Origin of the sequence: Chitinimonas sp. (genome assembly GCF_036568685.1) — a bacterium.
Taxonomy (GTDB): Bacteria; Pseudomonadota; Gammaproteobacteria; order Burkholderiales; family Chitinimonadaceae; genus Chitinimonas.
This window is the reverse complement of sequence record NZ_DATCSC010000119.1, coordinates 28,948-41,615: the sequence shown is the minus strand read 5'-3', so window position 1 is coordinate 41,615 and position 12,668 is coordinate 28,948. Positions and strand designations below refer to the sequence as shown.

Genomic DNA, 12,668 nt, shown 5'->3' with positions numbered 1-12,668 from the left:
CGCTCAGGCGACGATCTCGACACCCTTCCAGAAGGCGACACGGTTCTTGATCTGCGCGGCGGCCGACTTGGGCTCGGGGTAGTACCAGGCGGCATCGACATTGATCGCGTCGCCCACCTGCACGCTGTAATAGCTGGCCAGGCCCTTCCAGGGGCAGACCGTATGGGTATCGCTGGCCAGAAAGTGCTGCCGGACCAGGGCCTCGGCCGGGAAGTAGTGATTCCCCTCCACCACCACGGTATCCTGACTCTCGGCCAGCACCACGCCCCGCCAGATCGCCTTCATGACCGTCCTCCTTCTGGCGCCGCCAGCCAGTGGACCGAGAAGGCCTGGGCTGGATCAGTCCAAACGGCCTGCGGCGTGAAGCCCGCGCTGCGCGCCAACGTCTGAAAGCCGGCGATAGTGTACTTATAGGAATTCTCGGTATGCAGGCTGTCCCCCTCGGCAAAGTGGATGCGCTCGCCACATAGCCGCACGACCTGCCGACAAAGGCTCACAAGGTGCATCTCGATACGCTGCTGTATCGGGTTGTAATAGGCGTAGTGGGCAAAGGCATCCAGATCGAAATCCGCGCCCAGCTCACGGTTGGCACGCAGCAGCAGGTTCTTGTTGAAGCGCGCAGTTACACCGGCCGCATCGTTATAGGCGGCGTGCAGTACAGCCGGTGTCTTCACGAGGTCCACCCCGATCAACAGCCCACCACCGGCCAGGGAGCTCGCCATACGGCTCAGCAAACCCAAGGCCTCGCGCGGTTCGAAGTTGCCGATGGATGAGCCTGGGAAAAAACCTACCCGTCTCCCCACAGCGGGCGGCAGGGCCAGGTTATGGGTGAAATCCCCGACCAGGGGCTGAATCTGCAGGCCAGGGTAGTCCTCCCGCAGCCGCTGCGCCGCCTGCTGCAGGTGCTCGCCGGAGATATCCAGCGGCACGAAGCGGCGTGGCGCTTCCAGCGCATCCAGCAGCAGCCGGATCTTGCGACTGGCGCCAGCACCGTATTCGACAATGTCGGCCGCCGGGCCGATGACCGCCGCCATTTCCTCAGCGTGGCCGGCCAGGATGCCCAGCTCGGTACGAGTGGGGTAGTACTCGGGCAGTTCGCAGATCAACTCGAACAGCTGCGAACCGGCTTCGTCGTAGAAATACTTGGGAGAAACGCTACGCGGCCGCTGTTGCAGGCCGTTAAGCAGATCGGCGGCAAAGCCGCTGACGGCAATGATGGGGCTATCGGGCAAGCGCATCAGGGTCATGGGGGCTCCAGAGCCGGGTTGACTGGCAGCTTGGTTACAGATCACGCGCAAGGCGCAGGCCGCTGAACTGCCAGCGCGCTGTTGGCGGGAAGAAGTTGCGGTAGCTGGCCCGGCTATGCCCGGCCGGCGTGGCGCAGCTGCCACCGCGCAATACCAGCTGCCCGACCATGAACTTGCCGTTGTACTCCCCCACCGCCCCGGCCAAGGGCTGAAAGCGCGGGTAAGGGTCGTAGGAAGAACGCGTCCATTGCCAGACTGCGCCGAATAGCTGCTGCAGGCCTTCACCCTCGCCAGCCGCTCGGGGGTGCGGATCCAGCGAGGCAAGCGACATGCCTGCCGGCGGCGCCCCCGTAGCTTGGCTCGCAGCAGCCACCTCCCACTCGAACTCAGTAGGTAGCCGCGCACCTGCCCAGGCGGCGTAGGCCGCTGCCTCATAGAAGCTCAGATGGCAGACCGGTTCGGCCAGGTCCAGCGCCCGCTCGCCGTAGAGCGTGAACTGCGTGCGCAGTCCTTCCTGCTCCAACCAATAAGCGGGCGCCCGCCACCCCTGTGCCTGCACGGTGGCCCAGCCCTCGCTCAGCCAGAGTTCCGGCCGGCGGTAGCCGCCATCCTCGATAAAGGCCAGGTAGTCGCCGTTGCTGACCAACTGGCGTGCCAAGGCATAGGGCTGCAGATAGATGCGGTGACGCGGTGTCTCGTTATCGAAGGCGAAGCCACCGGCGCCATGGCCCACCAGCACTTCTCCGCCCTGGTAGCCCTGCCAGCTCCCCCCCACAGGCAGGACCGCTGCTACCTGCGGTGCCTTGCCCCAGGCTGGCAGCAAGGGGTTGAGCGAAAAAGCGTGCTTGATGTCGGTCAGCAGCAGTTCTTGGTGCTGTTGCTCGTGGTTAAGGCCCAACTCGACCAAAGGTACCCAGCCTGCTCCCGTCGATTGGTCGCCTTCCAGCAAGGCCAGCATGGCGGCATCCACATGGGCTCTGTAGCGCAATACCTCTTCCAGTGAGGGTCGGCTCAGCATGCCACGTTGCGGCCGCGGGTGGCGGCTACCCAGGCTCTCGTAGTAGGAATTGAAAAGGTGGAAGTAACGCGGGTCGAAGGGCCGGTAGTCCTGCACATGGGCACGCAAGACCACGACCTCGAAGAACCAGGTGGTGTGCGCCATATGCCATTTGCTGGGGCTGGCGTCCGGCATGGACTGGATGCACTGATCCTCGGCGCTGAGCGACTGCGTCAACGCCAGCGTGAGCGCACGGACGTCGCGGTAACGCGACGCCAAAAGGAGAGGGTCGGCGACATAGGCCGGCAAAGTGGAGGGCACGGGGAGCCTTTGCGCGATCGGGAAGCTAACAAGCAGATTAGTCTGGCTAAGCTGCGGTTCCCTTACATTGGACGATAAATCCCCCACACGCCACCCTATCCGGCCGAGCCTGCAATGAAAAAGGACGCCCGCGGGCGTCCTTTTTCTGTCGGCAACGGCCGATCAGGCCACTTGCGGCGGGTTGCGCAGCTTGATGTGCAGCTCGCGCAGTTGCTTCTCGTCCACCACGTTCGGTGCCTGGGTCAGCAGACACTGGGCACGCTGGGTCTTGGGGAAGGCGATCACGTCACGGATGGACTCGGCACCGGTCATCAGGGTGACCAGACGGTCCAGACCGAAGGCCAGGCCACCGTGCGGGGGTGCACCGTACTGCAGGTTTTCCAAGAGGAAGCCGAACTTGTTCTGGGCTTCTTCCGGGCCGATGTTGAGCGCTTCGAACACGGTGGACTGCATGTCGGCGCGGTGGATACGAACCGAACCGCCACCCAGCTCCCAACCATTCAGCACCATGTCGTAGGCACGCGCCTTGCACTTGCTCGGGTCGGTCTTGAGGAACTCGACATGCTCGACCTTGGGGCTGGTGAAGGGGTGATGGCAAGCCACGTAGCGCTTGTTCTCGTCGTCGTACTCGAACATCGGGAAGTCGACCACCCACAAAGGCTTCCACTCGCGGGTGAAGTAACCGCCGGCTTCACCCTTCTCATGGCCGATCTTCAGGCGCAGCGCGCCGATCGCTTCGTTGACGATCTTGGCCTTGTCGGCACCGAAGAACACGATGTCGCCGTTCTGGGCACCGGTACGCTCAATGACAGCAGCCAGCGATTCCGGGGTCAGGTTCTTGACGATGGGCGACTGCAGGCCGGTCTCGTTGAGCTGGGTGACATCGTTGATCTTGATGTAAGCCAGGCCACGGGCGCCGTAGATGCCGACGAACTGGGTCCAGGCGTCGATCTCGGAACGGGTGAAGGCTGCGCCACCGGGGATGCGCAGGCCGACCACACGGCCGCCTTCCATATTGGCGGCACCGCTGAAGACCTTGAAGGGCACATCCTTCATGACGTCGGTCAGCTCGGTGAACTTGAGGTTCACGCGCATATCGGGCTTGTCCGAACCGTAGAAGAACATGGCGTCGTCATACTGCATGCGCGGGAACTTGCCCAGTTCAACGCCGATGGCCTCCTTGAACACGTGGCGCGCCATTTCTTCGGTCACGTCCATGATCTCGTCTTCCGTCAGGAAGGAGGTCTCGATATCGATCTGGGTGAACTCGGGCTGACGGTCGGCACGCAGGTCTTCGTCGCGGAAGCACTTGGTGATCTGGTAGTAGCGGTCGAAGCCAGCCACCATCAACAGCTGCTTGAAGAGCTGGGGCGACTGCGGCAGGGCGAAGAAGTGGCCGTCGTGCACGCGGCTCGGCACCAGGTAGTCACGGGCGCCTTCCGGGGTCGAGCGGGTCAGCATCGGGGTTTCGATGTCGATGAAGCCGCGCGAATCGAGGAAGTTACGCACCAGGAGCGCCACCTTGTAGCGCAGGCGCAGGTTCTTTTGCATCTGCGGCCGGCGCAGGTCGATCACGCGGTGCTGCAGACGGGTCATCTCGCTGAGGTTTTCCTCATCGATCTGGAACGGCGGGGTGACCGCGGCGTTCAGGATCACGATCTGCTTGGCCAGGATCTCGATCTCGCCGGAGATCAGGTTGGCGTTGGCGGTACCGGCCGGGCGCTCGCGCACGATGCCGGTCACTTCGATCACGAACTCGGAGCGGACGGTATCGGCCAGGGCGAAGGCTTCCGGGGTATCCGGGTCGATCACCACCTGCACCAGACCCTCACGGTCACGCAGGTCAATGAAGATCACGCCGCCATGGTCGCGGCGGCGGTGGGCCCAGCCCTTCACCGTCACGGTCTGGGAGAGGAAACGCTTGTCGATCAAGCCACAATAGTCGGTACGCATGGTGCTGAATCCTGTAACAGCCCTCTTGGGGCATATGAATAGCGGAAAGTCTGGTATTGCCGGAAAGTTTGACGGGCTAAGCAGGGTGGCTGCTTAACCCTTGGGATTGGCGTCGGTGGCCTGACCGAAGGACTTGCAGGGGTCTTCCCCGGCGGCCTTGGGCGACGGTGCGACCACGCCCATGGAAATGACATATTTGAGCGCCTCGTCCACGCTCATGTCGAGCTCACGGGTATCGGCCTTTTTCACCACCATGAAATAACCCGATGTCGGGTTGGGGGTGGTAGGCACATAGACCGAGACATGCTCGCCCTCCAGCTGGCAAGCCAGCTCCTGGGCCGGCGCACCGGTCAAAAAGGCCACGGTCCAGGCCTCCGAGTGCGGGAAGCGCACCAGCAGGGCCTTGCGAAAGGCGTTGCCGGAATCAGACAGCACCGTGTCGGAAACCTGCTTGACGCTACCGTAGATGGACTTGACCACCGGGATGCGGTTGAGGATGTCCTCCCAGAACTTCACCAGCCGCTGGCCCAGGATGTTGGCGGTCAAAAGGCCCGTGCCCAGCAGCACTACCATGACCAGGATCACGCCAAGGCCAGGCACATGCACGCCGAGGATGTCCTTGGGCCGGCTGCCCTCGGGCAGTAGCAACAGGACATTGTCCATCATGCCCACCAGCGTGCTGATCACCCACAGGGTGATGCCCAGCGGCACCCAGATCAGCAGGCCAGTGACCAAATAACGTCTCATGCTCGACTCTCGTGCTCTCTCAGTGTGGCTCAGTGACTACAACCGGCACCGCAGGTATGGCCGGCATCGCCGGCGGGCGATTCGGCCTTGGCAGCAGGCTTGCTGCCGCCCTTGAAGTCGGTCGCGTACCAGCCGGAACCGTTGAGCTGGAAGCCCGGCGCGGACAATTGCTTGGTAAAGCTCTCCTTGCCGCAAGCCGGACACTGGGTCAGGGCGGGGTCGGACAGCTTGCGCAGAACATCAGCACGGTGGCCGCATTCACTGCATTGGTAATCGTAGATAGGCATCGTGTTATCTCCGTTACAAACTGGAAAAGCCCAATCAAAGCCGCGCATTATAACGCAGCGCAGCATAGCCTGTACGGTCGAAAATGCGGCCTCCTGCGGGCCGCTTCAAGCCTTGCCTCCGGGCACTTATGCCAAGGGCCTTGCTGTGGCTGGCAGCCCCCGTTTTTCCGTAGTAGGCTAGTGCGCCCTTATAAGAAAATATTGACGTGCAGAGCACGCACCCCTAACGGAGAAGACCACGATGCACCTTGCCCGCCTTTTCTTGCCCAGCCTGATGGCCCTGGGCATGGCCGCCGCCCAGGCAGACGCCCTGAGCCCGGTTGGCAACTGGAAGAACATCAGCGACAAGACCAAGAAGGTCGAAGCGGTGATCCAGATCTGGGAAGAAGGCGGCGAATACAAAGGCAAGCTGGTCAAGCTATTCGACAGCAAGGAGACAACCTGCTCGGCCTGCAAGGGCGACAAGCAGAACAAACCCCTGCTGGGCCTGGAAATCATCTGGGGCGTCAAAAAAGATGGCGACGAATGGAACGGCGGCAAGATCCTCGACCCCAATAGCGGCGACATCTACAGCGTCAAGATGAGCCTCGCCGAGGGCGGCCAGCAACTGAAGGTCCGTGGCTTCATGGGCTTCTCGCTGCTGGGCCGCACGCAGATCTGGCTGCGCGACCAATAGGCCAGCGCGAGGCCTCGTAACAGGCCCTGCGCAACATCGATCAATCGCATCTATCCTCCATCCGCCGCTTATAGGCTGCGGGTGGAATGGAGCATTGGCAAGAACCGGAAAATAATGAACGACAATGTAAGCGAGCAGCCCCGCAGCAGCGGGCGCAAACTGCAGCGACGGGGGGAGGAATCCCGGCGCAAGATACTGGACGCAACCTTGGTACTGATCGCCAAGCGCGGCCTGCATGGCGTAACCCATCGCGCCATCGCGGCCGAGGCAGGCGTACCGCTCTCCCTCACCACCTATTTCTTCAGTGGTCTGAACGACCTGATCGAGCAGGCCTTCGATCATTTCGTGATTGCGGCAGCCAACGACAATATCGAGATCATGCACCAGCTGGCAGCCTATCTCGATACCTTTCCGCCGGAGGCGTTGCAGCAGGAAGGCCCGATCCGTCAGGAGGTACACGGCATCGTCACCAGCCAGCTGGCCAACTTCATCCGTCAGCAAGCCTCAACCCACTCGGTGGGTCTCGCGGTAGAATTGAACTTCCTCTACCTGTACCGCCTGGACCCGCCCATCCGTGCCAAGGCGCAGGCCTACCGGGCGCGACTCGTTGCCGGCATTGCCGAGCTCGCCGCCAAGGTCGGCTCCCTGCAACCGGAAATCGATGCCTCGCTGGTACTGAGCGTGATCCACCGTCTGCAGTTCGAATGCATGAACCTGCCGCCCCCCTGGCCCGAGAGCCTGCTCGAGGGCGAGATCGGCCGCATGCTCGAACTGGTGTTCCGGATACCGGAGGAAGAAAGCCCGGCAGCCACCGCCGACTGATCCAAGGGAGGCGCGGCAGAAATATAGGTCGCTGCGGCCCCGATATTTCTATAGTGCCTCCCTAACCCGCCCCCCCGTATCGCCGACATGCTTGAAATCCTGCCCCTGGTCCTGCTCTCCTTCACCGCCGGCCTGATCGACGCTGCAGTAGGAGGGGGAGGCCTCGTGCAGGTGCCCGGCCTCTTTGCCGCCCTGCCGGGCTATGCGCCGGCCACGCTGTTCGGCACCAACAAGTTCAGCTCGGTATTCGGCACTGCCACGGCCGCCTGGCGCTACTCGCGCAAGATCGATATCGCCTGGCGCCTGGTGGTGCCGGCGGCGCTGACCGCCTTTGCCTTCTCCTTCCTGGGCGCCATGGCGGTCGACGCCATCCCCAAGGCCTATATGCGGCCGCTGGTACTGGCCCTGCTGGTCTTTATGCTCGGCTACACGCTGAAGAAGAAGGACTTTGGCGCCATGCACCGGCCCAGCCACATCGGCCGCCGGGAGCTGCTCGTGGCCCTGGCCATCGGTGGCGCCATCGGTTTCTATGACGGCCTGTTCGGCCCAGGTACCGGCAGCTTCCTGATCTTTCTGTTTATCCGCTTCTTCGGTTTTGACTTCCTGCGCGCCTCCAGCGCCGCCAAGGTGGTCAACGTGGCCACCAACCTCGCCGCCCTCGCCTTCTTCATCCCCGCCGGCCACGTGCTCTATCACTTCGCCATCCCCATGGCGGTCGCCAATATCGCCGGCGCGGTCTGCGGCGCCCGGCTGGCCATGAAGGGCGGCACCGGCCTGATCCGCAAGCTCTTCATCGCCCTGGTGACCGTGCTGATCGCCAAACTGGCCTGGGACACTTTTCACTGATCACTCTTGCCACTTGTCCGGAGCAATACGGTAACGATTGACAAATGACCGCCGGTCATTTGAAATGCAAACCACAAATGACCAAAGGTCATTTATTTTTCGACCAACAACTGACCGACGGTCATTTAAAAAGGATTACCCAATGGAAAAACTCAATGGCAAGTGGGCGCTGGTGACCGGTGCCTCCAGTGGCTTTGGCATGGACTTCGCCGGTGCCTTGGCCGAGCGTGGCGCAAACCTGGTACTGGTGGCGCGCCGCAGGGAGCCCATGGAGGCGCTGGCCGCGCGGCTGCGCAGCGACCATGGCGTCAAGGTGGAGGTGATCGGCATGGACCTCGCCCGGCCGGGCGTAGGCTTGGAACTCAAGCAATTGCTGAGCGAGCGGGATATTGCCGTGGACGTGTTGATCAACAATGCCGGCTATGGCGTCTATGGCGACTTTGTGGAACAGGCGCTGGACCGCACCCTGGACATGCTGCAGCTCAATATGCTGAGCCTGACCGAGCTGACCCATGCCTTCGCCGCCGACATGGTCAGCCGCGGTAGCGGGCATATCCTGCTGGTCGCCAGCCTGGGTGGCTACCAGGCCACGCCCACCTACGCGGCCTACGCCGCCAGCAAGGCCTATGTCCTGCTGTTTGGCGAAGCGCTCAATACCGAACTGGCCCCCAAGGGCGTCAAGGTCAGCGTGCTCTCGCCCGGTATCACCGCCACCCAGTTCCTGGCGGTATCGGGCCAGCGCCCCACGCTCTACCAACGGCTGGTAATGATGCGCCCACGCCCGGTGGTCAATACCGGCCTCGCAGCCCTGTTCAAGGGCAAAGCCAGCGTCATCCCTGGCCTTGCGAACAAGCTGACCGCCTTCAGCAACCGGCTCGCGCCGCGCAGCCTGCAGAGCAAGGTTGCGCTGCAGTTGATGAAGAACTGAGTACCCCCCGGAGCGCCATCGCTCCGGGGCAATTCCAATCGTGTTTACAATGGCGCCATGATGCAAAGAGCTCTTGATGCCGCCGACAAGGCCGAACGCCGCAACGCCATCCTGGCGGCGGCGCGCCAGTTGTTCCTGCAAGACCCGCACAAGCTGCCCTCGGCAGCCCAGATCGCCGAAGCCGCCGGGCTCGCCAAGGGCACGGTCTATCTCTACTTCCGCACCAAGGAAGAAATCTTCGTCGGCCTGCTGGCTGCCGACTTCCGCAGCCTGTTCGAAACAGTCGCCGAGATATTCCACAACCCGCCGGCCGAGTTGCCGGCCTTGTTGGCCCACTTCCTGGAGCACTACCTACGCTACCTGGACCAGCATCCGGAATTCCTGCGGCTCGATGCCATGGCCTACAGCGTGCTGGAGCAGAATCTCAGCGACGAGCAGTTGCGCGCCTTCAAGCTGGAACTGACCCAGTTGCTGGTCGCCAGCGGCGCGGCCATAGACCGCGCCCTCGCCCTGCCTGAAGGCCGTGGCAGTACGCTCTTGATGCGAACCTACGCGTTGACGCGCGGCCTATGGCAGTCGCTGGACCAGCCACGCTGCATTGCCGCCATGCTGGACGACCCGATCTTCGCCCCGCTGCGACCGGACTTTCGCAGCGAGCTCGCCGCCGCGCTGCGCGAATACTGGCTCGGCGCGCTCAGCATCGCGGCGCAGGGGTAGAATAGGCTTTTCGTCGTCTACCGCCTTCCGCCTCATGCTCAAAACCTTGCTCGCCAGCCTGGCCCTGACCACCGCCCTTCTGACCCCGCTTGCCGCACAAGCCGCCACGCCGACCGAGAAAGGGGTGCTGGTGGTCTACCTCGGTGCCGAGGATTGCCGCTGGTGTACCTTCTGGGAAAGCCGCCTGTCCGGTCAGGAGCGAAAGTTCAAGGCGACGCCGGAATTCAAGAAACTGCAATATCGTACGGTCAAGAATAACTACCTGGCCGAGCCCTACGTCGCCCGCGACTTTCCAGACGACCTGAAATGGGTGTTCGAATCGCTGGCTGAGCGCGACCGCCGGCCGCCGCGCCCGACCTTCCTGGTCTACAACGATGGCAAGCTGGTCGGCAAATACGCCGGCAGCGAAGGCTGGGACGAGAAAGGCTACCCGACCGTGAAGAAACTGCTAGACAGCGCCAAGGACTGAACCATGCCCCAGTACAAACGCCCGGAATCGGTCCTCGTGGTGGTCTACACGCCGGAATTGAAGGCGCTGATCATAGAACGCAGTGACTTCAAGGACGCCTGGCAATCGGTGACCGGCAGCCTGGAAGATGACGAAACCCCGCGCGAGACCGCGGTGCGCGAGCTGCGCGAGGAGTTGGGCATCGAAGCCAGCCGGTATGAACTTCAGGACTGGGGCATTGTGAATGTCTGGGAGATCTTCGAGATCTGGCGCCATCGCTACGCCCCGGACGTGACCGAGAACACCGAGCACGTCTTTGGCCTCTTGGTGCCAGAGACCTTCGAACCCACCCTGGCACCGCGCGAGCACGTGGGCTGGCTGTGGCGCGACTGCCATGTGGCAGCCGAGGCGGTGTTCTCGCCTTCGAACGCAGAGGCGCTGCGCATACTGCCAGAGATGGCCGTCAAGTTCGGTGCCACCATGATCACCCAAGGCAACGCCTGAACGACCAACCATACCAACCACCATGCCGCCCGACGCTAAGCATGGCCTGTCGCTGAGGATAGCGACCTACAACATCCACAAGGGCATGTCGGCCTTCAACCGCCGACATGTCCTGCCGGCGCTCAAGCATGCGCTGGGTGGGCTGACCGCCGACCTCGTGTTTCTGCAGGAGGTGCAGGGCGAGCACAAGGCGCGCTCGCAACGCCATGCCGACTGGCCCACCCTACCGCAGCACGCCTTTCTGGCCGACGAAGCGCTGCACCATGTCTACGGCCCCAACGCCGAATACCACGCCGGCCACCATGGCAATGCGCTGCTGTCGCGCTTTCCCATCCTCGACTGGCACAACCAGGACGTGAGCCTGAGCCGCTTTGAGCGGCGCGGCCTGCTGCATAGCAGGGTGGATATCCCGGATTGGGACAAACCCCTGCACACCCTGTGTGTGCACCTCAATCTGCGCGCTGCCGATCGCCGCAAGCAACTGGCGGCACTGGCCGACTACGCCCAGGCCAACATTCCCGCCGATGCACCATTGATCGTGGCCGGGGACTTCAACGACTGGCAGCAGGATGCCTGCGGCTATCTGCGCGAGGCGCTGGATCTGCGCGAGGCCTTCCACAGCCTGCACGGCCGCCTCGCGGCCAGCTTCCCGGCCCGTATGCCGCTATTGACGCTGGACCGCATCTACCTGCGCGGCCTGGACGTAGAGCATGCGCAAGCACATGGCGGGCGCGATTGGGCCAAGCTCAGCGATCATGCGCCGCTGACCGCCACGGTGCGGAGGACTTGATGCAGGACAAGCGCGGCCGGCTGGAGGAACAACCGTTCGACTATGTCGCCTGCAAGAATGGCAGCGTGCAACTGCGCTGCCGCGGCCGTGTGGTCAAGACCCTGGCTGGCACGCAAGCCGTCCGCTTCCTGAGCAAGGCCGCCAGCCTGGATGCCGCGGCGCTGCAACACCTGCTGGCGCGTGAAACCGGACAGTTCAAGATGGGTACCGAAAAGGCGGCCGATGAGCTGGCGCGACGGTAACGAGATCGCGCTGCTACGCAGCGGCACCGAGTATTTCCCCGCCCTGCTTGCCGCCATTGCCGGGGCGCGGAGCGAAATTTTCCTGGAGAGCTATCTCTACGAGCCCGATGCCACCGGCCGGCAGGTCACCGCCCGACTGATGCGCGCCGCCCGGCGTGGCGTGCGGGTGCAAATGCTGCTGGATGGCTTTGGCGCCCGGCTCCTGCCCACGCGCCTGCGTGAGAACCTGTTGCGTGCCGGGGTGCGCCTCTTGTTCTTCCGTCCGGAATATTCGCGTTTTTCCCTAAACCGCCAGCGGTTGCGGCGCATGCACCGCAAGATCGCACTGATCGATGGCCGGCTGGGCTTTGTCGGCGGCATCAATATCCTCGACGATATCGACGAGCCCGGCCTCGCGCCCCGCTATGACTACGCACTGCAGATACGCGGCCCCCTGCTGATCGACCTGCACCAGATCCTGGTCAGCCAGTGGCGCTATAGCTGCTGGTCCCAGCTCAAGCGCGAGTGGCATCGTCTACCCAAGCCCCCGCAACCAGAGCCGCACCCCGGCAATGTCACCGCACAACTGATACGGCGCGACAACCTACGCCATCGGCGAGCGATCGAAGCGGCCTATCTGGAAGCAATCGAGGCGGCCCACCACGAAATCGTGATCGCCAACGCCTACTTCCTGCCGGGGCTCAGCCTGCGGCATGCCATTCTGGCCGCCGCCCGGCGCGGGGTAAAGGTGGTGATCCTGCTGCAGGGACGCATCGACCACGCACTGCTGCACTACGCCACCCGGGTGCTCTATCGCCCCTTGCTGGCAGCCGGGGTGGAGATCCATGAATACCGGGCCGGCTTTATGCACGCCAAGGTGGCGGTCATCGACCATAAGTGGCTGACCGTGGGTTCATCCAATATCGACCCCTTCAGCCTCCTGACCGCGCGCGAGGCCAATGTGGTGGCCATGGACTTCACCCTCGCCCAGGCACTGCGGCAGGACATCCAGCGGCATATCGAGCAGGATGCCGTACCCATCACCGCCGAGCACGGCCGCCGCACCCGCTGGTGGCAGCGCGCCCTGCCCTGGCTGGCCTACCAGCTGGTACGCGGCCTCCTGGGACTAACCGGCTACGGCCGACGCGAGTACCGCGAGTAAGA

General features: G+C 63.2%; 16 protein-coding genes. 10 read left to right on the top strand and 6 right to left on the bottom strand.

Features of this window, described 5'->3' with window-relative positions; translation table 11 throughout:
* Window positions 1–3: 3 nt before the first annotated feature.
* The 6 genes from VIM95_RS16830 to VIM95_RS16805 form a co-directional block, all read right to left on the bottom strand.
* Window positions 4–285, bottom strand: coding sequence for a DUF427 domain-containing protein (locus tag VIM95_RS16830; protein ID WP_331988029.1), 282 nt, complete (start codon window positions 283–285; stop codon window positions 4–6).
* On the bottom strand, window positions 282–1,247 hold the full coding sequence (gene egtD, locus VIM95_RS16825) for an L-histidine N(alpha)-methyltransferase (RefSeq protein ID WP_331988027.1): 966 nt from the start codon (window positions 1,245–1,247) through the stop codon (window positions 282–284). Before egtD ends, VIM95_RS16830 begins: the two co-directional genes overlap by 4 nt.
* A 34-nt stretch (window positions 1,248–1,281) precedes the next feature.
* Window positions 1,282–2,565, bottom strand: coding sequence for an ergothioneine biosynthesis protein EgtB (egtB, locus tag VIM95_RS16820; RefSeq protein WP_331988025.1), 1,284 nt, complete (start codon window positions 2,563–2,565; stop codon window positions 1,282–1,284).
* A 162-nt stretch (window positions 2,566–2,727) separates the two neighbouring features.
* Entirely contained in the window at window positions 2,728–4,518 is a 1,791-nt protein-coding gene (aspS, locus tag VIM95_RS16815; protein WP_331988023.1) for an aspartate--tRNA ligase, read from the bottom strand.
* 93 nt (window positions 4,519–4,611) lie between these two features.
* Window positions 4,612–5,265 (bottom strand): DUF502 domain-containing protein, encoded by a 654-nt coding sequence (locus tag VIM95_RS16810; RefSeq protein ID WP_331988021.1) that lies wholly within the window; start codon window positions 5,263–5,265, stop codon window positions 4,612–4,614.
* Window positions 5,266–5,294: 29 nt separating this feature from the next.
* The gene (locus VIM95_RS16805) at window positions 5,295–5,552 is read right to left on the bottom strand and encodes a zinc ribbon domain-containing protein (protein ID WP_331988019.1); all 258 of its coding nucleotides are present in this window, start codon (window positions 5,550–5,552) and stop codon (window positions 5,295–5,297) included.
* A 241-nt stretch (window positions 5,553–5,793) separates the two neighbouring features.
* On the opposite strand from VIM95_RS16805, the gene VIM95_RS16800 reads away from it, so the two are divergent.
* The 10 genes from VIM95_RS16800 (at window position 5,794) to clsB (ending at window position 12,666) form a co-directional block, all read left to right on the top strand.
* The gene (locus VIM95_RS16800; RefSeq protein ID WP_331988017.1) at window positions 5,794–6,228 is read left to right on the top strand and encodes a DUF2147 domain-containing protein; all 435 of its coding nucleotides are present in this window, start codon (window positions 5,794–5,796) and stop codon (window positions 6,226–6,228) included.
* 114 nt (window positions 6,229–6,342) lie between these two features.
* Entirely contained in the window at window positions 6,343–7,050 is a 708-nt protein-coding gene (locus tag VIM95_RS16795) for a TetR/AcrR family transcriptional regulator (RefSeq protein ID WP_331988015.1), read from the top strand.
* An 87-nt stretch (window positions 7,051–7,137) separates the two neighbouring features.
* Window positions 7,138–7,896, top strand: a complete 759-nt coding sequence (locus tag VIM95_RS16790; RefSeq protein ID WP_331988013.1) for a sulfite exporter TauE/SafE family protein — start codon at window positions 7,138–7,140, stop codon at window positions 7,894–7,896.
* A 142-nt stretch (window positions 7,897–8,038) separates the two neighbouring features.
* Window positions 8,039–8,824 carry an SDR family oxidoreductase gene (locus VIM95_RS16785; RefSeq protein WP_331988011.1) on the top strand — a complete coding sequence of 262 codons (786 nt, stop codon included), beginning with the start codon at window positions 8,039–8,041 and terminating at the stop codon, window positions 8,822–8,824.
* A gap of 57 nt (window positions 8,825–8,881) precedes the next feature.
* Window positions 8,882–9,541 carry a TetR family transcriptional regulator gene (locus VIM95_RS16780; RefSeq protein WP_331988009.1) on the top strand — a complete coding sequence of 220 codons (660 nt, stop codon included), beginning with the start codon at window positions 8,882–8,884 and terminating at the stop codon, window positions 9,539–9,541.
* A 34-nt stretch (window positions 9,542–9,575) separates the two neighbouring features.
* On the top strand, window positions 9,576–10,010 hold the full coding sequence (locus VIM95_RS16775) for a hypothetical protein (RefSeq protein WP_331988007.1): 435 nt from the start codon (window positions 9,576–9,578) through the stop codon (window positions 10,008–10,010).
* Between the two features lie 3 nt (window positions 10,011–10,013).
* Complete coding sequence (nudB, locus tag VIM95_RS16770; protein WP_331988005.1) at window positions 10,014–10,493, top strand: dihydroneopterin triphosphate diphosphatase; 480 nt, start codon at window positions 10,014–10,016, stop codon at window positions 10,491–10,493.
* 22 nt (window positions 10,494–10,515) lie between these two features.
* Entirely contained in the window at window positions 10,516–11,283 is a 768-nt protein-coding gene (locus tag VIM95_RS16765; RefSeq protein WP_331988003.1) for an endonuclease/exonuclease/phosphatase family protein, read from the top strand.
* Window positions 11,283–11,525, top strand: coding sequence for a hypothetical protein (locus VIM95_RS16760; RefSeq protein WP_331988001.1), 243 nt, complete (start codon window positions 11,283–11,285; stop codon window positions 11,523–11,525). Before VIM95_RS16765 ends, VIM95_RS16760 begins: the two co-directional genes overlap by 1 nt.
* Window positions 11,506–12,666 (top strand): cardiolipin synthase ClsB, encoded by a 1,161-nt coding sequence (gene clsB, locus VIM95_RS16755; RefSeq protein ID WP_331987999.1) that lies wholly within the window; start codon window positions 11,506–11,508, stop codon window positions 12,664–12,666. Before VIM95_RS16760 ends, clsB begins: the two co-directional genes overlap by 20 nt.
* Window positions 12,667–12,668 lie beyond the last annotated feature (2 nt).